Origin of the sequence: Sphingomonas desiccabilis, assembly GCF_004135605.1 — a bacterium.
Taxonomy (GTDB): Bacteria; Pseudomonadota; Alphaproteobacteria; order Sphingomonadales; family Sphingomonadaceae; genus Sphingomonas; species Sphingomonas desiccabilis.
In genome coordinates this window covers 1,146,881-1,168,660 of record NZ_SDPT01000001.1, presented here as the reverse complement: position 1 = coordinate 1,168,660, position 21,780 = coordinate 1,146,881, and the positions used below count along the sequence as shown (strand labels likewise).

Below are 21,780 nucleotides of genomic sequence, written 5' to 3'. Positions count from 1 at the left end.
ATCGGCTGCTCGAGCGAGGGGCTCATGGACAATATCATCACAAATGCGGGGGCCTGGTTGCTCCTGGCCATCCTGGCGCTGTTCGGCGCGGCGCTCGCCGCCGACGCCGGCTTCGCCGTGCACATGGGGATCATGGCGATCGCGGCGCTGGCCGCGTCGTTCCTCACCATGGCCAAGGGGGACTTCAACGCTCTGCCCGGCCGGTTCGCCGGGCCTTCGGCACTGCGGAGCCGCTATTACGACGACGTAATCCGCTGGGGTGTGATCGCAACCGTCTTCTGGGGCGTCGTCGGGTTCCTGGTCGGGGTGGTCATTGCGCTCCAGCTCCCCTTCCCGGCCTTGAACCTCAACAACGAGTTCACGACCTTCGGCCGCCTGCGGCCGCTGCATACCTCTGCGGTGATCTTCGCGTTCGGCGGTAACGCGCTGCTGGCGACGAGCTTCTATGTCGTGCAGCGCACCTGCCGCGCGCGGCTGTTCGCGCCCAAGCTCGCGAACTTCGTCTTCTGGGGCTATCAGCTGTTCATCGTGCTGGCGGCGACCGGCTACATCCTCGGCATCACCGAGGGCAAGGAATATGCCGAACCCGAATGGTATGTCGACCTTTGGCTGACCATCGTCTGGGTCTGCTATCTGGCGGTCTTCGTCGGCACGATCGTGAAGCGGTCCGAACCCCACATCTATGTGGCCAACTGGTTCTACCTGTCCTTCATCATCACCATCGCGATGCTGCACATCGTCAACAACCTGTCGATGCCGGTGTCGCTGCTGGGCTCCAAGTCCTATGCCGCCTTCGCCGGCGTGCAGGATGCGCTGACCCAATGGTGGTACGGCCACAACGCGGTCGGTTTCTTCCTGACTGCCGGCTTCCTGGGCATGATGTACTATTTCGTGCCGAAGCAGGCCGAGCGCCCGGTCTACAGCTACCGGCTGTCGATCATCCACTTCTGGTCGCTGATCTTCCTCTACATCTGGGCGGGTCCGCACCACCTCCACTACACCGCGCTGCCCGACTGGGCGCAGACGCTGGGCATGGTGTTCTCGGTAATGCTGTGGATGCCCAGCTGGGGCGGCATGATCAACGGCCTGATGACGCTCAACGGCGCCTGGGACAAGATCCGCACCGACCCGATCATCCGCATGATGGTCTTCGCGCTGGCCTTCTACGGCATGGCGACGTTCGAAGGCCCGATGATGTCGATCAAGTCGGTCAACTCGCTCAGCCACTATACCGAATGGACCATCGGCCACGTCCACTCCGGCGCGCTCGGATGGAACGGCATGATCACCTTCTCGGCGATCTACTACATGGCGCCGCGCCTGTGGGGTCGTGAACGGCTCTACTCGCTCCGGATGGTCAACTGGCACTTCTGGCTCGCGACGCTGGGGATCGTTCTCTACGCCTCCTCCATGTGGGTGGCGGGCATCACCCAGGGCCTGATGTGGCGCGAGTATGGAGAGGACGGGTACCTCGTCTACGCCTTCGCCGAAGTCGTGTCCGCCGTGAAGCCCTACTACGTGATCCGCATGGTCGGCGGCCTGTTCTACCTGACCGGTTCGCTAGTGATGGCCTGGAACATCTACAAGACGATCAAGGGCGACCTCCGCCAAGAGGCGCCGATGACGGACGCCGCCTTCGATCCCGAGGCGGACCGCCCGGTCGTGCGGGCACCCGCCGCCGGCACCCCCCAGCCCGCTCCGGCCGAGTAAGGACAAGGACGATGGCTTCCAAGTTCCTCGATCACAAGAAGATCGAACGCAACGTCACGATCCTGGGCGTCCTCGCCTTCCTGGCGGTGATCGTCGGCGGCATCGTGGAGATCGCGCCCCTGTTCTGGATCGACTCCACGGTCGAGAAGGTGGAGGGGGTGCGCCCCTACACCCCGCTCGAGCTGGCGGGCCGCAACATCTACATCCGCGAGGGCTGCTACAATTGCCACAGCCAGCAGATCCGCCCCTTCCGGGACGAGGTCGAGCGCTATGGCCACTACAGCCTGGCGGCCGAGAGCATGTACGACCATCCGTTCCAGTGGGGCTCCAAGCGCACGGGTCCTGACCTGGCCCGCGTCGGCGGTCGCTACTCGGACGAGTGGCACGTCCAGCACCTCAAAGACCCCCGCTCCGTCGTCCCGGAGTCGATCATGCCGCCCTATGCCTTCATGGCAGAGCGCGACCTGGACGCCGGCGACATGGCCAAGCACCTGACCGCAATGCGCCGGGTCGGCGTCCCCTACACGGACGAGGACATCCAGAAGGCCCAGCAGGACCTGCAGCAGCAGGCGCTCGCAGACGGCGACGCCGCCGACCTCGCCCGCCGCTATCCCAAAGCGCAAGCCCGGGACTTCGACGGCGATCCCAACCGGCTGACCGAGATGGATGCGCTGGTCGCCTATCTCCAGATGCTCGGCACCACCGTCGATCTTCGGTCGGCGGAGGCACAGGAGCAGCCCCGGTGAACTACAGCGCTCTGCGGCATTTCGCAGACAGCTACGGCCTGGTCTTCATGAGCGTGGTCTTCCTCGTGCTGGTTGGGTGGACGTTCCGCCGCAACGCCGGGAAGCACCACGACCAGGCCGCCCACAGCATCTTCGAGGAAGAGGACCGCTCCGATGGTTGAGCGCAAGCGGATCGACGACAAGACCGGCACCAGCACGGTCGGACACGAATGGGACGGGATCGAGGAACTCGACACCCCGATGCCGCGCTGGTGGCTGGTCACCTTCTTCGCGACGATAGTCTTCGCGGCGGTATACGTCGTGCTCTACCCCGCCTGGCCGCTGGTCCACAGCGCCACCGCGGGCGTGCTGGGCTGGTCCAGCCGCGGCCAGCTCGCCAAGGAGGTGGCGACCGAAGGCACCCGCAAGGCGCCGATCGAGCAGGCCTTGGCCCGCATTCCGATCGAGCGCCTGCCGGAGAACAGCGAACTCTTCCAGGCGGCGGTCGCCGGCGGCAGCGCCGCGTTCAAGGTTTATTGCGTCCAGTGCCACGGTGCGGGCGCTGCGGGCACCAAGGGCTATCCCAACCTCAACGATGACGACTGGCTGTGGGGTGGCGACCTCAAGACCATCCAGCAGACGCTCGCCAACGGCATTCGCCAGCCCGGCAACGACGCGACCCGCATGTCGGTGATGCCCGCCTTTGGCCGCGACGCTATCCTCCAGCCCGCCGAGGTGCAGGACGTGGTGAGCTACGTTCGGCTCCTCTCCCATCAGGAGAAGCCGAGCGAAGCCGCCCGCCGCGGCGCCACGCTGTTCGCCAACAACTGCGTCGCCTGCCACGGGCCGCAGGGCAAGGGCATGCGCGACTTCGGTGCCCCTAACCTGACCGACGGCATCTGGCTGTACGGCGGCGATCGCGACACGCTGACGGAGACCGTCACCAACTCGCGCTATGGCGTGATGCCCGCCTGGGGTCATCGCCTCGATCCGGTGACCATCAAGATGCTCGCAGCCTATGTCCATTCGCTGGGCGGCGGCGAGGCGTTCGTACCCGAGACCCCGGCAGCCGTCGCTGCCGCCACGTCCAACCCGGAGGCGGCCACACCGGTCGCGCAACCGCGAAATGTCCAGCCCTGACGACCTCGCGGGCCCCAAGCAGAAGCTGTTCGAGGCCCGCACCAAGATCTTCCCCAAGGCAGTCGACGGCAGCTTCCGCCGGCTGAAGTGGGCGCTGATGGCCGTCACCCTGGCCATCTATTATGTCACGCCCTGGCTGCGGTGGGACCGGGGGCCGTACGCCCCCGACCAGGCGGTGCTGGTGGACATCGCCCACCGCCGCTTCTTCCTGTTCTCGATCGAGATCTGGCCGCACGAGTTCTACTATGTGGCCGGCCTCCTCATCATGGCCGGGATCGGGCTGTTCTTGGTGACCTCTGCAGTGGGGCGCGCCTGGTGCGGCTATGCCTGCCCGCAGACGGTTTGGACCGACCTGTTCGTCCATGTCGAACGCGCGATCGAAGGCGATCGCAACGCCCAGATCCGCCTGCAAAAGGCGCCCTGGGGTTCGGCCAAGATCGCCAAGCGCGTCACCAAGCACGGCATCTGGCTGCTGATCGCGGTTGCGACCGGCGGTGCCTGGATCTTCTACTTCGACGATGCGCCGACGCTGTTCGGCGAGGTGGTCCGCGGTGAGGCGCCGATCGCCGCCTATGCGACCATCGCGATCCTGACGGGCACCACCTATGTGCTGGGCGGGCTGATGCGCGAGCAGGTGTGCGTCTACATGTGCCCGTGGCCGCGCATCCAGGGCGCGATGCTCGACGAGAAGTCGCTGCTGGTCACCTACAAATACTGGCGGGGCGAGCCGCGCACCCATGGCCTGAAGCGCGCCGGCCCTGCCCCGCGCCGTCCGGAGGTGCAGGACCAGGGCGCCGAGCCGCAAGGCGGCATCCCCTCGCTGGTGGCGCTCGCCGCCAACCCGGAAAAGACGCCGCGGATCGGCGACTGCATTGACTGCAACGCCTGCGTGGCGGTGTGCCCGACCGGCATCGACATCCGCAACGGCAGCCAGATCGGCTGCATTACCTGCGGGCTGTGCATCGATGCGTGCGACCAGATCATGGCCAGGATCGGCCGGCCGCCGCGGCTGATCGGCTACAGCACCACCGAGGACGAGAGGATCGCGGGCGAAGGCGGCGAGCCGATGCATCCGCTGCGCCGGCTGCTGCGGCTGCGCACCATCCTCTACACGCTGGTGTGGGCGGGGATCGGCATGGGCATGCTGTTCGCCCTGGGGACTCGCACGCGGATCGACCTGTCGGTCAGCCAGACGCGCAACCCGCTCTACGTCCGCCTGTCGGACGGCAGCATCCGCAACACCTACACGATCAAGGTCCGCAACATGGAGAACCGCCCGCGCGAGGTGGAGATCGGCCTCTCCGGGCTGACGGGCGCCGCCATGTGGAACGACGGCGGCAGCCGTGAGACCGCAGGCCCGGCCGTCCGGCTGAAGGTTCCGGCCGACCAGGTCACGCGGACCCGCGTCTTCGTGGCCGCGCCCGCTCAAGGACCCGTCCGCCAGGACGTGACCTTCACCGTCCGCGCCCTGGACCAGGAAGGCGGGCAGGACATGGACCAGAACTTCTTCGAGCGCCCGGAGACCGGACAGTGATCAGCCCCCGCCCCGCCCCCGCCCGCCGCTTCACGGGCTGGCACATGCTGGCGATCCTGCTGGGCATGTTCGGCACGATCATCGCGGTGAACGTCGTCATGGCTCGCTTTGCGGTGGGCACGTTCGGAGGCACGGTGGTCGACAACAGCTATGTGGCGAGCCAGAAGTTCAACCATTGGCTTGCCGAGGCACGGGCGCAGGAGGCCCTTGGCTGGAAGCTCCAGACCAGGGTCGACGAGGGGCGGATCCTGCGCATCACGACCAGTTCGCCGATGGGGCCGCTGTACGCCGCCACCATGGACGCGGTGGCGATCCACCCGCTGGGCCGCGCGCCCGAGCGGAAGCTCCACTTCGTGAACGCCGGTGGCGGCACCTTCGCATCGCAACAGCCGCTGCCGGAAGGGCGCTGGCTGCTCCGGATCGAGGTTCGGGAAGGCCGCAACACCGCCCGCTTCGACGACCAGGTCGGCGCATGAACGCGCCGGCCCCCGCCGCGCTTGCGGCCGAGCGCTGCGCCACGAGCCAGTTCAGCGTGCCGACGCTGCACTGTGCCGGCTGCATCGCGAAGCTGGAGGGCGGGCTCGCCGCCACGCCCGGCGTGATCGACGCGCGCGTGAACTTCACCACCAGGCGGGTGCGCGTCACCCACTTGCCCGAACTCGACACCGGCGCGGTGCGCGAGGCGATCGCCCGCATCGGCTTTCCGGCCGAGCCGTTCCTGGGCGAAGCGGACGGCGCCGCCAGCCGCGAGAGCCGCGCGCTGGTGAAGGCGCTGGCCGTCGCAGGCTTCGCCGCCATGAACGTCATGCTGCTGTCGGTGTCGGTCTGGTCCGGCGCGGAAGGGGCGACCCGGCAGCTGTTCCACTGGCTGTCGGCGATGATCGCGCTGCCGGCGGTCGCCTATGCCGGCCGCCCGTTCTTCCGAAGCGCCTGGGCGGCGCTGCGCCATGGCCGCACCAACATGGACGTGCCGATCTCGATCGGAGTGGTCCTTGCCTGCGGGCTGAGCCTCTACGAGACCGCGACCGGCGGCCACGACGCCTATTTCGACGGCGCGGTGATGCTGCTTTTCTTCCTGCTCGCGGGGCGCTTCCTAGACAGCGTGATGCGGGCACGGGCGCAGGACAGCGCGGGCGCGCTCCTGCGCCAGACGGCACCGGGGGCACAGGTGCTCGACAAGCAGAACGTCCCGCAGTGGCGCGCGGCCGAGGAGCTTGCCCCCAACATGCGGATGCTGGTGGCGGCCGGCGATCGGCTGGCAGCGGACGGCGTCGTGGAGAGCGGCACCAGCAGCGTCGACCGGTCGCTGATCACCGGCGAGAGCGTGCCGGAGACGGTGGCACCCGGCAGCCGGGTGCTCGCCGGCACGATCAACATGGACGGGCCGCTGATCGTGAAGGTGACGGCTGCGGGCGAGAACACGGCGATCGCGGACATCGCCCGGCTGATGGAGGCGGCGGGCGGCACCAAGTCGCGCTACGTCCGCATCGCCGATCGCGCGGCGCGGCTCTACGCGCCGGCGGTACACAGCCTGGCGGCGCTGAGCTTCCTGGGCTGGATGCTCGCCGGAGCCGGCGTGCACCAGGCGGTGCTGATCGCGGTCGCCGTGCTGATCATCACCTGCCCGTGCGCGCTGGGGCTGGCGGTGCCGGTGGCGCAGGTCGTCGCGTCCGGCGCGCTGATGCGGGCCGGCGTGCTGATCAAGGACGGCTCGGCCCTGGAGCGCCTCGCCGAAGCCGACGTCGCGCTGTTCGACAAGACCGGCACGCTGACCCTGGGTCGGCCCACTCCGCTCGGCGCCCTGCCGCTCACCGCCGAGGAGAAGCCGGTCGCGCTGGCGCTGGCGCGCGCGAGCCGCCACCCGCTGTCGCGCGCGCTGACTGCAGCGCTGGAGGCGGAGGGCGTCGAGGCAGCGCCGCTCGCGGACATGATCGAGCAGCCCGGGCTGGGGATCGAGGGGCACGTCGATGGGGTGCGCGCACGGCTGGGCCGGGCGGACTGGGTCGGCGCGGAGCAGCCGGCCGAGGGTGCGGCGCTCAGCACCGGCTTCGTGCTGGGCAGCGCGCAGGCGCGGCTGCTCCGCTTCGAGGACGCCTTGCGACCCGATTCCGAGGCGGCGGTCGCGCGGCTGCGGAGACAGGGCCTCGCGCCGGCGATCCTGTCCGGAGACCGGATGCAGGCCGTGGCGGCGATCGGCCGGCAGCTTGCGGTCGATGCGACGGCCGAGTTGTCGCCGGCCGACAAGTTCGCCGCGATCGAGCGGCTGTCGGCATCCGGACGCCGCGTGCTGATGGTCGGCGACGGCCTCAACGACGGCCCTGCGCTGAAGGCGGCGCATGTCTCGATCGCCCCCTCCTCCGCCAGCGACGTCGGCCAGACCGCGGCGGACCTGCTGTTCCTGGGCGACCGGCTGATGCCGGTGCCGGTGGCGGTCGCCGCCGCGCGGCGCACGATGGCGGTGGTGCGGCAGAACTTCGCGCTGGCGATCGGCTATAACGTGCTGGCCGTGCCGCTCGCGATCGCGGGCTATGTGACGCCCTTGATCGCGGCGCTCGCCATGTCCGGATCCTCGCTGATCGTGGTCGCCAATGCGCTGCGGTTGCGGAGTGCTGCGCGATGAACGGGCTGGCCCTGTTGATCCCCATCGCGCTACTGCTCGGCCTGGCGGGCCTGGGCGCGTTCTTCTGGTCGGTGAAGTCGGGCCAGTTCGAGGACATGGACGGCGCCGCCATGCGGGTTCTGATCGACGACGAAGCCCCCGCAGAGGCGCCCGACGCGCGATCGGACCGCGGAAAGTTAGGCTAAGGTTAGTCCAAGAACGCGCCTGTCGTCCGGTGCGGAAGGCACGTTTGCCGATGCTGCGCAGCGTTTCCAGGCGACATCTCGCCGGCCCGGACTGTATTCTTCGCACACCTCATGGCGATCATGCTCCGGCAACGCTCCGACCTTCGGATCAGGGGGAGCGGAGCGTAGCTCGTCGTCGCTGCTGTAGGACAGAGCCGAACCCGACGGGCCCGTCCCGGACCAAGGTCGCGCACCCTCGAACGACCGTTCGTGTGCTGGCGGCTACCGGTGGGTGGCAGGCAGCCGGTCTTCTTCCGGCTGCCATCCTGTGCTGGCGGCTACTCCTCCTCGCCAAGCGGCCGGGTGCGCCAACTCGCGTGCAGGGTCGGCACCGCGCTGAACAGCGCCATCATGTAGAAGGCGAGCGCGGTCAGTTCCTGCTGCGCAACGGTGGCCGGCCATCGCTCCATCGCCAACATCCCGACCGTCAGCCATATGCCCCCGATGCCCGCCGCGGCCGCCGCCGCCAGGCCGACGAGCAGCGAGTCGCGCCGCTGCTGCCGCTCGAACTCGTCCGCGCGCTCGCTGAAGCGCCGCAGCGGTCCCCAGATCGGCATCAGGTTGGCGATGAAGAAGCCGACCATGATCAGGGTGTAGCCAATCCAGTAGCTGCGGCCGGGATGCAAAAGGCACCAGAGCAGTCCCCCGCTGGAGACCAGCAGCGCAAGCAGCGGCGGCCAGCGGAGGTGCCTCTTGCGGGGCGTTCCCGTCGCCAGGTCGGGAACGCCCGTCCACATGACCGACCGATCCAGCCAAGCCAGAAAACGATGCTGCCGATCGCTCATTGCTCCACTCCTATCCGCCGCAGGCTGGCCCCGATCGCTTCGAACGGGGTGAGCGAGAAGATCAGCTCGACAGGGACGTCGAATACCGCAGCGACCTTGAGCGCCAGTTCGAGGCTCGGCTTGTAATCGCCGCGCTCGAGGTAGCCGATCGTCTGGGGGTTCACGTCGACCGCCTCCGCGAGCTGTCGGCGCGACAACCCATGTTCTGCCCGAAAGACGGCGATCCTGTTGTGCATGGCCTTCCCTAAACACCGACCCCGTTACGAGTCGTTGTCTTTACACAACAGATTGGGGGGACGGTCAATAGTCTCCGTCTGTCGCTCGGCCCCGGCCCGGGCAGGCCCGCCGGACCAGATCGCGAACCCGTCAACGACTGCCTCCGGTTCGAGCGCGGAACGGCCGACTGTGGGTGGATAGCGCAACGGCGGCTTCTGGGCGGGCGATGGTACCAGCTGCCATTGTGGATCGGCCTCCGCTTCCGACGTGCCACCGGGGCACGGGGCGAGGCGGCTCATCGAACGGCCGGCAGTCCTGTTACGGTCACGAAGCGGCCCGCTAAGGTGCGCCGCAGAATTTGCCGCTGGCCATTCTCGGCAGAGAGCGCGGGGTCGGCGAGCATCTGACAGGTCCCCGCCGGTGCTCGTGGCGCCGACGGGTCCTCACACAAGACCAGCCAGTCCGCGGACGCAGCCTCGCCCGCCCGGTAGATCTCCCCCGCTTTCGCGCATAGCGCGGGCATCCCGTCGGTGCAGCCCATCGCATAGGCGAGGTAGCGAAGATACTCGTGCGGCCATTGCGCGTCGCTTCGGCCCATCACACGCGCAGTGGGCAGACCGTCGCCAAGCGCAGCGCAGCCCCGGCCGTCGAGATTATGGTCGGCATTGTGGGTGAAGCACGCGCGTACGAAGGAATAGGCGCTTTCCCCGGCCAGTCGCTCGCCGCCGAGCCCGTCGCGCTGCATGATTCCGAGATAGGTGCAGCCATAGGGGCCCATCCCGACATCGCGGGAGGCACACACGCGCGCCATCCGCTTCCGCGCAAGCCGATAGTCGCGCAAGGCGGGATTGAGAAACGCGATCTTCCCGGCCTCGTAGCAGCCGTAGATCGTCAAGCCGGCCGAGCAAGAGCGATCGTAGGCGGCGAACGCCGCCGCCGCATCGCCGCGCCGTTCGGCGAGAACCCCATCCTTCCAGCAGCTGTCCACGTCATCGACCGCGGCGCAGGCCGTCGCGGCCATATGCGTGGGAGGTGCCCCGGCAGGCGCAGGCGCCATTGGCCACGGCAGAAAGGCCGCCAGGAGCGCAAGCCAGCGTAGGCGCGCCATATCAGCGGCGGCTGACGCCGTATAGGATCGCGCCGCTGGCCACCGCCAGCGGCATCCAGAAGTGGAGCAGGCCGATGGAACTCAGGACCTCGAACCGCTCGCGGCAGCCGGTCGGGTTCATCCCACACCCCAGCGGCACGAAATAGAAGAACCACACGAAGGTGGCGATGACGAGCAGGATGCCGAATATCAGCGCGAGCGTCTTCATGCCCCCTACGTTCCCCGAAAACTCTCGATCGTCCAGTGCCTGTCTTCCCAAGGCGACGAATCCCGAGGCCGCGACTTCCACAAAGCAGGTCATCGGCTAGTATCGGCCTCAGAGCGATGCCGCACGACGGCCCGCTATTTGGGCGCTTCCGGTCCTTCCTCTCGCTCCCATTGGCCGCCGGTCACGCGGATCAATTCGGCTTCGGCAAGTTCGGCTGTCCCGTAGATCCCGCTGAGTACGCGATCTTCCAGCCAATAGGGCTGGGACCCGTCTTCCAGGGTTGCTCCGTCATGGACGACCTGGAACGCCCCGTCGGACCGGCGCCGGACCGAGTAACGCATCCCGTCGGAAGGATCCACATATCGTACGATTGGGTCGCCCGCGTCCGCCATGGCGTCCGTGTAGCGCGTCTTCCGCGGGTTCGGCTACTGGGCGGATGCTGGTCGGCGTTCATCCGCCTGCCGCCTGGTTCGGCGCCCGCCCCCCGGCTGATGCTGCGGCGGATGCGGCAGTCGCGCGCCGGAGCCGCTGTTGTTTTGCAGCCGCGATCGTGCATAGATGGGGCCACGGGCTTTTTTCGCGGACGCCCGTTCAGACGGTTGTCGTCCAAGTCCGCTCCCGGAGTCGCGCCCGTGCGACCAGGAGCCGATACGATGCACGCCCCATCCTCCCAGCCGCCCGCCATCACCCTTCCCCAGCTGTTCGCCAAGTTCCTGCGCTTCGGGATGCTGGCCTTCGGCGGGCCGGTCGCGCAGATCGCCATGATCCGCCAGGCGTTGGTGGAGGAAGAAGGCTGGATTTCGAGCAGCCGCTTCAACCGCCTGCTGGCGGTGATGCAGGTGCTGCCCGGGCCGGAAGCGCACGAATTGTGCGTGCACATGGGCATGATCGCGCGCGGCCGCATCGGCGGGGTGCTCGCCGGCCTGGGCTTCATGCTGCCGGGGTTCCTGCTGATGCTGCTGTGCGCCTGGGCCTATGCCGCCTTCATCGCGGGCGATGCGCAGCTCGCCGGGGTGCTGCTGGGCGTGCAGGCGGCGGTGTTGGCGATCATCCTGCGGGCCGTGCACCGGATCGGCAGCCATATCCTGGTGGACCGGACGCTGATGGGGCTGGCGATCCTGGGCCTCGTCGGCACGCTTGCGGGCGTGCCCTTCTGGATCCTGCTGGCGGCGGCGGGGGCTGCCCATGGCTTTCTCCGGCGGCCGGTTGCGATCCTGGGCTCGGTGCTGCTGGCGGCGCTCGCGGCAGGGATCGTGCTCCACTCGGGCGCGACGCCCGAAGGCGCCCTAGTCGCGCGCGCGGCCGTCCCGGCCGGAGTCCTCGCCCTCTTCGTCGCGGGGCTGAAGGGCGGGCTCCTGACCTTCGGGGGCGCCTATACCGCCATTCCCTATGTGCGCGAGGATACGGTTGGCCGCGGCTGGCTTGCGGACGGCGCATTCCTCGACGGGGTGGCGCTGGCAGGACTGTTGCCGGCACCGCTGGTGATCTTTGCGACCTTTGCGGGCTATCTCGCTGGAGGCCTGGCGGGCGCGCTGGCGATCACGGCGGGCATGTTCCTGCCAGCCTTTGCCTTTTCGCTCCTCTTATTCGAGCGGCTGGAGGCGCTGGTCGACAACCCGACCCTGCACCGCGTGCTCGACAGCGTCGCCGCGACGGTGGTCGGCATCATCGCCGCGACCTTCCTGGAACTCGGCGCGAGCACGCTGGAGCGAGCGCCCCGGCTGCTGCCGGTAGTGGCGATCTTCGTGGTCGCGGCGCTGGTCAGCTGGCGGCTGAAGCGGCGTTGGCTGCCGCTCGCACTTGTGGGCTTTGGCGGCGCGGCGGGTTGGCTGGCGCTTTCCTGACGCCGTGCTGCCGCTTGCGGCGGGGTTCGTCTTCCACTCCAGCGTTGTCGCACCCGGAAAAACCCTGCCCCTCCGCCTCTCCGTCCTGCGCGGGCAGTCGGTTGAGGTGGAGGAACAGGGTTCCCTCGCTCTGGGCGGAGAGCCTTAGAAGCGGGTGCCGATGCCGATGCCGAACACCAGCGGATCGATGCTGAGCTTGACGCTCTGGCGGCCGGCCGCGGTGGTGTAGAGCTTGGCGGTGGTGTCGATGTCGATGTACTTCACGTCGAGGTTCAGGAAGACCTTGGGCGTGAGGTCGATGTCGACGCCGGCCTGGGCGGCCCAGCCGAAGCTGTCGTCCATCTTGACCCGGGTCTCGCCGACCGCGGCCTCGAGCGAACCCGACGCCTTCTCGTTCCAGAAGATCGTGTAGTTGACGCCCGCGCCGACATAGGGACGCACGGTGCCGGTCGGGTTGAGGTGGTACTGGGCCGTCAGCGTCGGGGGGAGCACCCAGGTGCTGGCGAGCTTGCCGAGGGAGCCGGTGATGCCGGTCCGGCCGGACGCCTTGTGCTTGGTGGTGGACGCGATCAGTTCGAAGCCGATGTTGTCGGTCGCCATGTAGGTGACGTCAACTTCGGGCATGAAGCTGTTGTTGACGCTGACCTTTTCACCCGGGAACGCCGGAAGCACGCTGCCCGACTTCTCGTTCGGCGCCACGACGATGCCGCGCAGGCGGACCAGGACGTCGCCTGCCGCGACCCCGACGCGACCGGTGTCCTGGGCTGCCGCGGGCGTTGCCGCCACACCGGCTGCAAGAGCGGCGAGGATCGCGCCCTTCATCGTCTTGTTCATCCCCCGTCTCCTTCAAATTGGGTGAGGGCGGATTAGGAGTGCTGCCGACCGCCAGCTTTGATCCAGCCCAAAGCGGTGTTTGCGCGGCGTCAACGTGGGCATCGGGAGGCGGGAGCATTGAGAAGGGGCGATGCTGACCAGCGCCCCGCCCCTTGCCCGCTTTGCCTGCACGACGCTGTCGGCCGCGAGCGCGCTGGTGCTGGCGGTGCCGGCAGGCGTGCTGCCGGCCCGGGTGCTGGTGGTGGCGATGTGTCATGGCGGACCGGTGTCGATCCCGATCGGGGACGAGCGGCCGGAGCCGAACAAGCAATGCCCCGGCGCGTGCCATGCAGCGTGCACGCGCAAGCGGGCGGACGACGAGGGCGCGGAGTGAGACCCGGGCAGGCTGCGGCGCAGCGGCCGCCCCCCGGCAAGGGCCGGGGTCCGGTTGCGGCGGCTGTCGATACCGGCGCGACGTCTCCCACCCGGCCCCGCCCTTCGCCCGAGCCGGGACGGCGGGCGTGGCGACGCTAGGCGCGGACCAGTTCTGCGCTCAGGCGTAGCGGGAGGGGTTCGCCGGCCTCCGCGCGGGTGAGGCTGTCGAGGGTGGTGGTGGCGATCGCCTCCAGCGCCTCCTCGGTCAAGAAGGCCTGGTGGCCGGTGACCAGCACGTTGGGGAAGGTCAGCAGGCGCTGGAACACGTCGTCCTGGATGATCTCGTCGGAGAGATCCTCGAAGAACAGGTCGGCCTCCTGCTCATAGACGTCGAGGGCGACGCCGCCGAGCTTGCGGGACTTCAGGCCCTCGATCAGCGCCGACGTGTCGATGAGGCCGCCGCGGCTGGTGTTCACCACGATGAGGCCGGGGCGCGCCGCCTCGATCGCGGCGGCGTTCAGGATGTGGCGCGTCTCCGGCGTGAGCGGGCAGTGGAGGCTGACGATGTCGACCTGGCGCAGCAGCTCGGCCGGCTCGGCGTAGCGGACGCCGATCGCTTCCAGCTCGGGATCGCGGGTCACGTCGCTTGCCAGCACCTCGCAGCCGAAGCCGAGGCGAAAGGCGCGCGCGACGAGCGCGCCGATGCGGCCGGTGCCGATGATGCCCACCGTGCGCCCGTGGAGGTTGCGGCCGATCAGCCCGTCCAGCGCGAAGTTGTTCTCGCGCACCCGCGCCCAGGCGCGATGGATCCTGCGGTCGAGCGCCATCAGCAGCGCGACCGTGAACTCCGACACCGCATGCGGCGAATAGGCGGGCACGCGCACGACCGTGATCTCCAGCGCGTCGGCGGCGCGCAGATCGACGTTGTTGAAGCCTGCGCAGCGGAGAGCAATGATGCGGATGCCGGCATTCGCCAGCGCCTCCAGCACGGGGCGGTCGACGCGGTCGTTCACGAAGACGCAGACCGCGTCGTGGCCCTCCGCCAGCACCGCAGTCTGCTCGTCCAGGCGCGCCTCGAAGAAGCTCAGCGAATGGCCGAACTTCTCGTTCGCGGCCTCCAGGAACCGGCGGTCGTAGCCCTTGGTACTGAACACCGCGACGCGCATGCTTGTCTCCCCTGTCAGATGCGAAGGCCGGCGGGATCGCCGAAGCGGCCGGCCTGGTAATCGTGGATCGCCCGGACGATTTCCTCGCGCGTGTTCATCACGAACGGGCCGTGCGCGACAACCGGCTCACCGATCGGGTCGGCGTGGCCGAAGAGGAGCAGCGCTCCGGCTTCGCTTGCGAGCGCAAGCGTGTCCCCGTCGTGGGAGAGTTCTGCCAGATGCCACTGCGGGAGCGGCGTTCCGCCGATCGTGACGGCACCGCGCACGGCGTAGAGGAAGACGCTGCGGTCGGCGGGTGCGGGCACGCGGACCTCGGCTCCGGGGGCGAGCGATACGACGGACATGAAGACGCCGGTGAGCGAGTCCACCGGGCCCTGCGCATCGGCGAAGCTGCCGGAGACGAGGCGCAGGTCGCTGCCTTCGCCGAGCGGCAGCACCGGGATCGCGTCCGCCTGGACGCCGGTGTAGCGCGGCTCGGTCATCTTGAGGCGGCCGGGCAGGTTCACCCAGAGCTGCAGGATCTCCATCGGGCCGCCGTCCCGCTTGAACTCCGGCGGGGAGAGTTCGGCGTGGATGAGGCCGGATCCGGCCGTCATCCACTGCACGCCGCCTGCGTCCACCACATAGGCATGGCCGCCGGTGTCGTGATGCGCGAGGCTTCCCTCCAGGATGAAGGTCACCGTCTCGAACCCGCGATGCGGGTGCGGACCGAACGGAAGGCCGTGGTTCCCGGGCGCGTAGGTCTGCGGGCCGTGGTGGTTGAGGAACAGGAACGGATCGATCTGCGGCAGGCCGGGTCCGGGCAACGGGCGGCGGGTGACGAGATCGGCGATGTCGTCGCGGTGCGCCAGGTGCGCGGCGATCAGGCTGCGGTCAGTCATGCGCCAAGCTCCAGGGTCATGTCCGGCCCGACGGGCACGATGCCGGTCGGGTTGATGGTCGCGTGGCTCTGATAATAGTGCCGCTTGATGTGATCGAAGTTGGTCGTCTCGGCCACCCCCGGCAGCCGGTAGAGATCGCGCACGAAGCGGGAGAGCGCGGGATAGTCGGCGATCCGGCGCAGGTTGCACTTGAAGTGCCCGTGATAGACCGGGTCGAAGCGGATGAGGGTGGTGAAGAGCCGGATATCGGCTTCCGTCAGCGTATCGCCGAACAGGTATCGCCCCTGCCCGAGCCGCGCCTCCAGTGCATCGAGCGCGGCGAACAGCGGGACGACCGCTTCCTCATAGGCCTCCTGCGTGGTCGCGAAGCCGGCGCGGTACACGCCGTTGTTGACGTCGTGGTAGATGCGCTCGTTGAGCGCATCGATCTCGGCCCGCAGCGGTTCGGGATAGAAGTCGCCCGGCCGTGCGCCCGCGCCGTCGAAGGCGCTGCCGAACATGCGCAGGATGTCGGCGGATTCGTTGCTGACGATGGTGCCGCGCTGCTTGTCCCACAGCACCGGCACCGTGACGCGGCCGCTGTAGCTCGGGTCGGCGGCGGTATAGACTTGGTGGAGATAGTCGGCGCCGTGGAGCGGATCGCCGGTGACGCAGGGGCCGGCGGCGAACGTCCAGCCGTTCTCCTGCATCAGCCAGTGCACGACCGAGATCGGAACCAACTCCTCCAGCCCCTTCAGCCGGCGCGCGATCAGCGTGCGGTGGGCCCAGGGGCAGGCAAGGCTGACGTAGAGGTGATAGCGGCCGGGCTCCGCCGCGAAGCCGCCCTCGCCGGTCGGGCCGGGTGCGCCGTCGGGCGTCACCCAATTGCGGAACTGGCTCTTGGAGCGTTCGAACCGCCCGCCCGTCTTGCCGGTGTCGTACCAGCGGTCGTGCCAGATGCCGTCGACGAGCAGTCCCATGCGTTTCCTTCCTGGTTGCCCCGGCGGAACGCGCGAGCCCGGCGAACGTCTCCGCCCGCCGGGCCGGTTGATCAGATGAACTCGATCTTGGACACCACGTAATAGCGGTCGCCGGCGGGCACCGACACCTCGACCTCGTCCTCGACCTTGCGGCCGATCAGCGCGCGGCCGAGCGGCGAGTTGTACGAGATGCGGCCGGTCTTCGCATCCGCCTCGGTCTGGCCGACGATCTGGTACTTCACCGGCTTGTCGTCGTCGTCGAGCAGCGTGACGGTGGCGCCGAACACGATCTTGTCGCCCGACAGGTCGCGCGGGTCGATCACCTGCGCGCGGCTGAGCTTGTCCTCGATGTCGGAGATCGATGCCTCGACCTGGCCCTGGCGCTCCTTGGCGGCGTGATATTCGGCGTTTTCCGACAGATCGCCGTGCGCGCGCGCTTCCTCGATCGCATCGACGATCTGCGGCCGTTCTTCTTTGAGACGCTTCAGGTCCTGGATGAGCTTTTCATAGCCCTCCTGGAGCATCGGCATCTTTTCGACGGTCGCCATCGTTGCGGTCCTTCGTTCACGCCCCCTGCCCGCGAGCGGACCCGAATGGTCCGCCCGCACGCTGTCTTGTTGTTCTGGGGATCAGTTGTGCGGCTGCGAATAATAGGCCTGGAGCGGCCGCACTTCAAGGGAGCGCCGCGAAAGCGCCGCGATGGCCTGTGCCGTCGCCACGCTCGCCGAAGCGGTGGTGAAATACGGCACCTTCTGCGCGACCGCGGACGCGCGGATCGACTCGGAGTCACGCAGCGACTGCCAACCCTCCGTCGTGTTGAAGATCAACGCGATGTCGCCGTCCAGGATCCGGTCGACGATGTGCGGCCGGCCCTGCGCCACCTTGTTCACGCGCTCGACCGGCACGCCGGCCGCTTCGAGATAGTCGGCGGTGCCGGCGGTGGCGACGATGGCGAACCCCATCTCCACCAGCAGCCGGGCGCCCGGCAGGATCACCGGCTTGTCGCTGTCCTTGACCGACACGAACACCGTGCCGCGTTCCGGCAGGGTGATGCCGGCGCCGAGCTGCGACTTGGCGAAGGCGGTGGCGAAATCGCTATCAATTCCCATCACTTCGCCCGTGGACTTCATCTCCGGGCTGAGCACCGGATCGACGCCGGGGAAGCGGCCCCACGGGAACACGGCCTCCTTGACGGCGATATGGTCGATGTTGCGGTCGATCGGCGGCAGGTCGGCGAGCATCTCGCCCGCCATCACCCGGCTGGCGATCTTGGCGACCGGCACGCCGATCGCCTTGGCGACGAACGGCACGGTGCGCGACGCGCGCGGGTTCACCTCGATGAGGTAGACCTGCCCATCCTTGACCGCGAACTGGATGTTCATCAGCCCCTTGACCGACAGCGCCTTGGCGAGTGCCACCGTCTGGCGCTCGATCTCGGCGATCAGCTCGGCCGAGAGGCTGTAGGGCGGGATCGAGCAGGCGCTGTCGCCCGAGTGGACGCCCGCCTCTTCGATGTGCTGCAGCACGCCCGCGACCGTCACGTCCGTGCCGTCGCTGATCGCGTCGACGTCGACCTCGATCGCATCGCGCAGATACTGGTCGATCAGGACCGGCGAGTCCCCCGACACCTGCACCGCCGTCTGGATATAATCGTCGAGCTGGCGCTGGCTGTCGACGATCTCCATCGCGCGGCCGCCCAGCACATAGCTGGGGCGCATCAGCACCGGGTAGCCGATGCGCTCGGCCACCGCGACCGCCTCGTCGCGGCTGCGGGCGATGCCGTTCGCGGGCTGGAGCAGGCCGAGCTTGGAGACGAGCGCGGCGAAGCGCTCGCGGTCCTCGGCCAGATCTATCGCATCGGGGCTGGTGCCGAGGATCGGGATCCCTGCGTCCTCCAGCGCCTTGGCGAGGTTGAGCGGGGTCTGGCCGCCGAACTGAACGATGACGCCCAGGAGCGTGCCCTTCTGCTGCTCGACGTGCAGGATCTCCAGCACGTCCTCGGCCGTCAGCGGCTCGAAATAGAGGCGGTCGGAGGTGTCATAGTCGGTGCTCACCGTCTCCGGGTTGCAGTTGACCATGATCGTCTCATAGCCCGCGTCCGACAGCGCGAAGCAGGCGTGGCAGCAGCAATAGTCGAACTCGATGCCCTGGCCGATGCGGTTGGGACCGCCGCCCAGGATCACGACCTTGGTGCGCTCCGACGGCTGGCTCTCGTCCTCCGGGTCGCCGAAGGTCGGCGCCTCGTAGGTCGAGTACATGTACGGCGTCTTCGCCTCGAACTCGGCCGCGCAGGTGTCGATGCGCTTGAACACCGGGCGGACGCCCAGCTTCAGGCGATGCTCACGCACCTCCGCCTCGGTCACGCCGCCCGACATCGCCTTCACCACCTCGTGGATCAGGCCGGAGCCTTGCGCGATGCCGCGCTGCATGCCGCGCAGGTGGACCGAGTCCAGCGCGAGCTTGGCCAGCCGCTTGTCGGAAAAGCCCATCGCCTTGAGGCGGCGCATGCCGGCCGTGTCGATCGGCAGGCCGTTGCGCTTCACCTCGTCCTCGGCAGCGATGATCTCGGCGATGCGCTCGAGGAACCAGGGGTCGTACTTGGCGATCGCGTGGACCTCGGCGACGGTGAAGCCTTCGCGCAGCGCCTGGGCGGCGACGAGCAGCCGGTCCGGGGTGGCGACGGCGAGTGCGGCCTCGATCAGGTCGCGACGCGCCCCCACCAGCCGCTCGACCTCGTTGAAGCCGGAGAGACCGGTCTCCAGGCCGCGCAGCGCCTTTTGCAGGCTCTCGTGGATGTTGCGGCCGATCGCCATCACCTCGCCCACCGACTTCATCGCGGTGGAGAGCACGGCCTCGGAGCCCTTGAACTTCTCGAACGCGAAGCGCGGGATCTTGGTGACCACGTAATCGATGGTCGGCTCGAACGAGGCCGGGGTCGCGCCGGTGATGTCGTTGGTGATCTCGTCCAGCGTGTAGCCGACCGCGAGCTTGGCCGCGACCTTGGCGATCGGGAAGCCGGTCGCCTTGGATGCGAGCGCCGAGGAGCGCGACACGCGCGGGTTCATCTCGATGACGATCAGGCGACCGTCCTTCGGATTGACTGCGAACTGGACGTTGGAACCGCCTGTTTCGACGCCGATTTCCCGCAGGACCGCGATCGATGCGTTGCGCATGATCTGGTATTCCTTGTCGGTCAGCGTCAGCGCCGGGGCGACCGTGATGGAGTCGCCGGTGTGGACGCCCATCGGATCGATATTCTCGATCGAGCAGACGATGATGCAATTGTCCGCGCGGTCGCGGACCACCTCCATCTCATATTCCTTCCAGCCGAGCAGCGACTCCTCGATCAGCACCTCGGTCGTCGGCGAGGCGTCGAGGCCGGCGCGGACGATCTTGAGGAACTCGTCCTTGTTGTAGGCGACGCCGCCACCGGTGCCGCCGAGCGTGAAGCTCGGGCGGATGATCGCGGGCAGGCCGACCTTTTCCAGGCCCTCCAGCGCCTCCGCCTCGGTATGCGCGATCGCCGAGCGCGCGCTTTCAAGGCCGATCTTGTCCATCGCGTCGCGGAACTTCAGCCGGTCCTCGGCCTTGTCGATCGCGTCGGCGTCGGCACCGATCATCTTCACGCCGAACTTGTCGAGCGTGCCGTCGCGGAACAGCGCGAGCGCGGTGTTGAGCGCGGTCTGCCCGCCCATCGTCGGGAGCACCGCGTCGGGGCGCTCCTTCTCGATGATCTTGGCGACCACCGCCGGCGTGATCGGCTCGACATAGGTGGCGTCGGCCAGCTCGGGATCGGTCATGATCGTCGCCGGGTTCGAATTGACCAGGACGATGCGGAAGCCCTCTTCCTTCAGCGCCTTGATCGCCTGCACGCCCGAATAGTCGAACTCACAGGCCTGGCCAATGACGATCGGCCCCGCGCCGATGACGAGGATGGAGGAGATGTCGGTGCGTTTTGGCATTATTTCTTCTCGGTCTCGGGCAGCGCTTCGTTCCCGACGAAGCCTAGGTTCATCGGGATGCGGCTCTCGCGGAGCTGCTTCAGCACGCAATCTACTTTGTCGTATTCGGCATCCGGATCAGGAAGGAAGCGTACCTCGTTTCCCCCCTTGTGCCTGAGCCAGCCACGCGGCGCACGGCAAACATCAGTCATAGCGTCCAACTGCTTTTGCGACAGCGCTGCGCCACCCGCCTGAGGCGCGGACGAAAACGCAACTTGCAGGAGCAGAAGGGCAGCGATGGATGTCACCGCAGCATGCCCACAAACCGCTCGAACAGATAGAAACTGTCCTGCGGGCCGGGGCTGGCTTCGGGGTGGTACTGGACGCTGAAGGCGGGCTTGTCGGTGAGCTCCAGGCCGGCGTTGCTGCCGTCGAACAGCGAGACGTGGGTCTCGCGGACGTTGGCGGGCAGGCTGTCGCGCTCGACGGCGAAGCCGTGGTTCATCGAGGTGATCTCGACCGCGCCGTCCTCCAGCCGCTTGACCGGATGGTTGGCGCCGCGGTGGCCCTGGAACATCTTGGTCGTGGTGGCGCCGACCGCCAGGCCGAGCAGCTGGTGGCCCAAGCAGATGCCGAACAGCGGCTTGCCGGTGTCGAGCAGCTGGCGGATCACCGGCACGGCGTATTCGCCGGTCGCGGCCGGGTCGCCCGGGCCGTTCGACAGGAAGATGCCGTCCGGGTTCTGCGCCATCACCTCGTCGAAGGTGGCGGTGGCGGGCAGTACGGACACGCGCGCGCCGGCCTGGACCAGGTTGCGGAAGATGTTGCGCTTCGAACCATAGTCGATCGCGACGACGTGCGGTGCGGCGCTTGCCTGCACGGCGCGCGCCTGCGCCTCGTCGGCCGGGTTCTCGCTGGTGTCGTAGCCGGCGCCCAGGCGCCAGATGCCGCCCTGCCAGCCGTAGTGCGACTCGCAGCTGACGTCCTTGGCGAGGTCCATGCCCTCCAGCCCCGGCCAGCCGCGCGCCTTTTCGAGCAGGGCGTCGATGTCGAACTCGCCAATCGGCGAATGGGCGATGACGCCGTTGGGGGCGCCGCCGACGCGGATGCGGCGGGTGAGCGCGCGGGTGTCGATGCCGGCGAGGCCGATGCGACCGTGCTGGCGCATCCAGGCGATCAGCGGCTCGGCCGAGCGGAAGTTGCTCGGCGCGGTCGGATCCTCGCGCACGATCATGCCGAGCGCATGGGGATCGTTCGCCTCGATGTCGTCGGGGTTGGCGCCGACGTTGCCGATGTGCGGGAAGGTGAAGGTGATGATCTGGCCGGCAAAGGACGGATCGGTCATGATCTCCTGATAGCCGGTCATCGCGGTGTGGAAGCAGACTTCGCCAACGGCGTCGCCCTCGGCCCCGAAGCCGCGGCCCCACAACACGTCACCGGACGCCAGAACGAGTACGCCGGTGGCTCCTTCGGGCGCGGGCATGGGTTTGGCGTCGGCCACTAGGGCGATCCTCCTGAAAAAGGTTGTGCT

Annotated in this window: 22 protein-coding genes; 10 read left to right on the top strand and 12 right to left on the bottom strand. The window is 68.3% G+C overall.

What is annotated here, in order from left to right:
• Positions 1-24: 24 nt before the first annotated feature.
• From ccoN to ccoS, 8 genes are read left to right on the top strand one after another with little or no spacing between them, the layout of a single operon-like run.
• On the top strand, positions 25-1,710 hold the full coding sequence (ccoN, locus tag EO081_RS05605) for a cytochrome-c oxidase, cbb3-type subunit I (RefSeq protein ID WP_129340894.1): 1,686 nt from the start codon (positions 25-27) through the stop codon (positions 1,708-1,710).
• 11 nt (positions 1,711-1,721) lie between these two features.
• Positions 1,722-2,456, top strand: coding sequence for a cytochrome-c oxidase, cbb3-type subunit II (gene ccoO / locus EO081_RS05600; RefSeq protein ID WP_129340893.1), 735 nt, complete (start codon positions 1,722-1,724; stop codon positions 2,454-2,456).
• Entirely contained in the window at positions 2,453-2,617 is a 165-nt protein-coding gene (locus tag EO081_RS05595; protein ID WP_129340892.1) for a cbb3-type cytochrome oxidase subunit 3, read from the top strand. The genes ccoO and EO081_RS05595 overlap by 4 nt, the downstream gene beginning before the upstream one ends.
• Positions 2,610-3,575, top strand: coding sequence for a cytochrome-c oxidase, cbb3-type subunit III (gene ccoP, locus EO081_RS05590; protein WP_129340891.1), 966 nt, complete (start codon positions 2,610-2,612; stop codon positions 3,573-3,575). Before EO081_RS05595 ends, ccoP begins: the two co-directional genes overlap by 8 nt.
• On the top strand, positions 3,562-5,109 hold the full coding sequence (locus EO081_RS05585; protein WP_129340890.1) for a 4Fe-4S dicluster domain-containing protein: 1,548 nt from the start codon (positions 3,562-3,564) through the stop codon (positions 5,107-5,109). Before ccoP ends, EO081_RS05585 begins: the two co-directional genes overlap by 14 nt.
• Positions 5,106-5,585 (top strand): FixH family protein, encoded by a 480-nt coding sequence (locus tag EO081_RS05580; RefSeq protein WP_311720425.1) that lies wholly within the window; start codon positions 5,106-5,108, stop codon positions 5,583-5,585. Before EO081_RS05585 ends, EO081_RS05580 begins: the two co-directional genes overlap by 4 nt.
• Positions 5,582-7,729: a heavy metal translocating P-type ATPase gene (locus tag EO081_RS05575; RefSeq protein ID WP_129340889.1), complete on the top strand. Its 2,148-nt coding sequence runs from the start codon at positions 5,582-5,584 to the stop codon at positions 7,727-7,729. The genes EO081_RS05580 and EO081_RS05575 overlap by 4 nt, the downstream gene beginning before the upstream one ends.
• A complete protein-coding gene (gene ccoS / locus EO081_RS05570) occupies positions 7,726-7,914 on the top strand; it encodes a cbb3-type cytochrome oxidase assembly protein CcoS (protein ID WP_129340888.1) in 189 nt (62 codons plus the stop codon). The genes EO081_RS05575 and ccoS overlap by 4 nt, the downstream gene beginning before the upstream one ends.
• A gap of 317 nt (positions 7,915-8,231) precedes the next feature.
• On the opposite strand, the gene EO081_RS05565 is transcribed toward ccoS, so the two are convergent.
• The 4 genes from EO081_RS05565 to EO081_RS05550 form a co-directional block, all read right to left on the bottom strand.
• Entirely contained in the window at positions 8,232-8,738 is a 507-nt protein-coding gene (locus tag EO081_RS05565) for a hypothetical protein (protein ID WP_129340887.1), read from the bottom strand.
• Positions 8,735-8,974: a helix-turn-helix transcriptional regulator gene (locus EO081_RS05560; RefSeq protein WP_129340886.1), complete on the bottom strand. Its 240-nt coding sequence runs from the start codon at positions 8,972-8,974 to the stop codon at positions 8,735-8,737. The genes EO081_RS05565 and EO081_RS05560 overlap by 4 nt, the downstream gene beginning before the upstream one ends.
• A 275-nt stretch (positions 8,975-9,249) precedes the next feature.
• A complete protein-coding gene (locus EO081_RS05555) occupies positions 9,250-9,975 on the bottom strand; it encodes a hypothetical protein (RefSeq protein ID WP_129340885.1) in 726 nt (241 codons plus the stop codon).
• Between the two features lie 88 nt (positions 9,976-10,063).
• Positions 10,064-10,270, bottom strand: a complete 207-nt coding sequence (locus EO081_RS05550) for a hypothetical protein (RefSeq protein ID WP_129340884.1) — start codon at positions 10,268-10,270, stop codon at positions 10,064-10,066.
• A 653-nt stretch (positions 10,271-10,923) separates the two neighbouring features.
• On the opposite strand from EO081_RS05550, the gene chrA reads away from it, so the two are divergent.
• Entirely contained in the window at positions 10,924-12,114 is a 1,191-nt protein-coding gene (chrA, locus tag EO081_RS05545) for a chromate efflux transporter (protein WP_129340883.1), read from the top strand.
• 144 nt (positions 12,115-12,258) lie between these two features.
• On the opposite strand, the gene EO081_RS05540 is transcribed toward chrA, so the two are convergent.
• A complete protein-coding gene (locus EO081_RS05540; protein WP_240697547.1) occupies positions 12,259-12,948 on the bottom strand; it encodes an OmpW/AlkL family protein in 690 nt (229 codons plus the stop codon).
• Positions 12,949-13,078: 130 nt separating this feature from the next.
• On the opposite strand from EO081_RS05540, the gene EO081_RS05535 reads away from it, so the two are divergent.
• Positions 13,079-13,321, top strand: a complete 243-nt coding sequence (locus EO081_RS05535) for a hypothetical protein (RefSeq protein WP_129340882.1) — start codon at positions 13,079-13,081, stop codon at positions 13,319-13,321.
• A 136-nt stretch (positions 13,322-13,457) separates the two neighbouring features.
• Here EO081_RS05535 and EO081_RS05530 read toward each other — a convergent pair whose 3' ends face one another.
• The 7 genes from EO081_RS05530 to carA form a co-directional block, all read right to left on the bottom strand.
• On the bottom strand, positions 13,458-14,468 hold the full coding sequence (locus tag EO081_RS05530) for a 2-hydroxyacid dehydrogenase (RefSeq protein ID WP_129340881.1): 1,011 nt from the start codon (positions 14,466-14,468) through the stop codon (positions 13,458-13,460).
• A gap of 14 nt (positions 14,469-14,482) precedes the next feature.
• Complete coding sequence (locus EO081_RS05525; RefSeq protein WP_129340880.1) at positions 14,483-15,349, bottom strand: pirin family protein; 867 nt, start codon at positions 15,347-15,349, stop codon at positions 14,483-14,485.
• Entirely contained in the window at positions 15,346-16,308 is a 963-nt protein-coding gene (locus EO081_RS05520) for a glutathione S-transferase family protein (RefSeq protein ID WP_129340879.1), read from the bottom strand. Before EO081_RS05520 ends, EO081_RS05525 begins: the two co-directional genes overlap by 4 nt.
• A gap of 71 nt (positions 16,309-16,379) precedes the next feature.
• Complete coding sequence (greA, locus tag EO081_RS05515; RefSeq protein ID WP_129340878.1) at positions 16,380-16,856, bottom strand: transcription elongation factor GreA; 477 nt, start codon at positions 16,854-16,856, stop codon at positions 16,380-16,382.
• Positions 16,857-16,937: 81 nt separating this feature from the next.
• On the bottom strand, positions 16,938-20,270 hold the full coding sequence (gene carB / locus EO081_RS05510) for a carbamoyl-phosphate synthase large subunit (RefSeq protein WP_129340877.1): 3,333 nt from the start codon (positions 20,268-20,270) through the stop codon (positions 16,938-16,940).
• Positions 20,270-20,557: a hypothetical protein gene (locus tag EO081_RS05505; RefSeq protein ID WP_129340876.1), complete on the bottom strand. Its 288-nt coding sequence runs from the start codon at positions 20,555-20,557 to the stop codon at positions 20,270-20,272. Before EO081_RS05505 ends, carB begins: the two co-directional genes overlap by 1 nt.
• Positions 20,554-21,750, bottom strand: coding sequence for a glutamine-hydrolyzing carbamoyl-phosphate synthase small subunit (gene carA, locus EO081_RS05500; RefSeq protein ID WP_129340875.1), 1,197 nt, complete (start codon positions 21,748-21,750; stop codon positions 20,554-20,556). The genes EO081_RS05505 and carA overlap by 4 nt, the downstream gene beginning before the upstream one ends.
• Positions 21,751-21,780 lie beyond the last annotated feature (30 nt).

Bases quoted from the DNA above. Each gene is read 5' to 3' on its own strand.
- ccoN (WP_129340894.1), top strand. From the start codon at position 25: ATGGACAATATCATCACAAATGCGGGGGCCTGGTTGCTCCTGGCCATC.
- ccoO (WP_129340893.1), top strand. From the start codon at position 1,722: ATGGCTTCCAAGTTCCTCGATCACAAGAAGATCGAACGCAACGTCACG.
- ccoP (WP_129340891.1), top strand. From the start codon at position 2,610: ATGGTTGAGCGCAAGCGGATCGACGACAAGACCGGCACCAGCACGGTC.
- EO081_RS05585 (WP_129340890.1), top strand. From the start codon at position 3,562: ATGTCCAGCCCTGACGACCTCGCGGGCCCCAAGCAGAAGCTGTTCGAG.
- EO081_RS05575 (WP_129340889.1), top strand. From the start codon at position 5,582: ATGAACGCGCCGGCCCCCGCCGCGCTTGCGGCCGAGCGCTGCGCCACG.
- ccoS (WP_129340888.1), top strand. From the start codon at position 7,726: ATGAACGGGCTGGCCCTGTTGATCCCCATCGCGCTACTGCTCGGCCTG.
- EO081_RS05565 (WP_129340887.1), bottom strand. From the start codon at position 8,738: ATGAGCGATCGGCAGCATCGTTTTCTGGCTTGGCTGGATCGGTCGGTC.
- EO081_RS05560 (WP_129340886.1), bottom strand. From the start codon at position 8,974: ATGCACAACAGGATCGCCGTCTTTCGGGCAGAACATGGGTTGTCGCGC.
- EO081_RS05555 (WP_129340885.1), bottom strand. From the start codon at position 9,975: ATGGCCGCGACGGCCTGCGCCGCGGTCGATGACGTGGACAGCTGCTGG.
- EO081_RS05550 (WP_129340884.1), bottom strand. From the start codon at position 10,270: ATGAAGACGCTCGCGCTGATATTCGGCATCCTGCTCGTCATCGCCACC.
- chrA (WP_129340883.1), top strand. From the start codon at position 10,924: ATGCACGCCCCATCCTCCCAGCCGCCCGCCATCACCCTTCCCCAGCTG.
- EO081_RS05540 (WP_240697547.1), bottom strand. From the start codon at position 12,948: ATGAACAAGACGATGAAGGGCGCGATCCTCGCCGCTCTTGCAGCCGGT.
- EO081_RS05535 (WP_129340882.1), top strand. From the start codon at position 13,079: ATGCTGACCAGCGCCCCGCCCCTTGCCCGCTTTGCCTGCACGACGCTG.
- EO081_RS05530 (WP_129340881.1), bottom strand. From the start codon at position 14,468: ATGCGCGTCGCGGTGTTCAGTACCAAGGGCTACGACCGCCGGTTCCTG.
- EO081_RS05525 (WP_129340880.1), bottom strand. From the start codon at position 15,349: ATGACTGACCGCAGCCTGATCGCCGCGCACCTGGCGCACCGCGACGAC.
- EO081_RS05520 (WP_129340879.1), bottom strand. From the start codon at position 16,308: ATGGGACTGCTCGTCGACGGCATCTGGCACGACCGCTGGTACGACACC.
- greA (WP_129340878.1), bottom strand. From the start codon at position 16,856: ATGGCGACCGTCGAAAAGATGCCGATGCTCCAGGAGGGCTATGAAAAG.
- carB (WP_129340877.1), bottom strand. From the start codon at position 20,270: ATGCCAAAACGCACCGACATCTCCTCCATCCTCGTCATCGGCGCGGGG.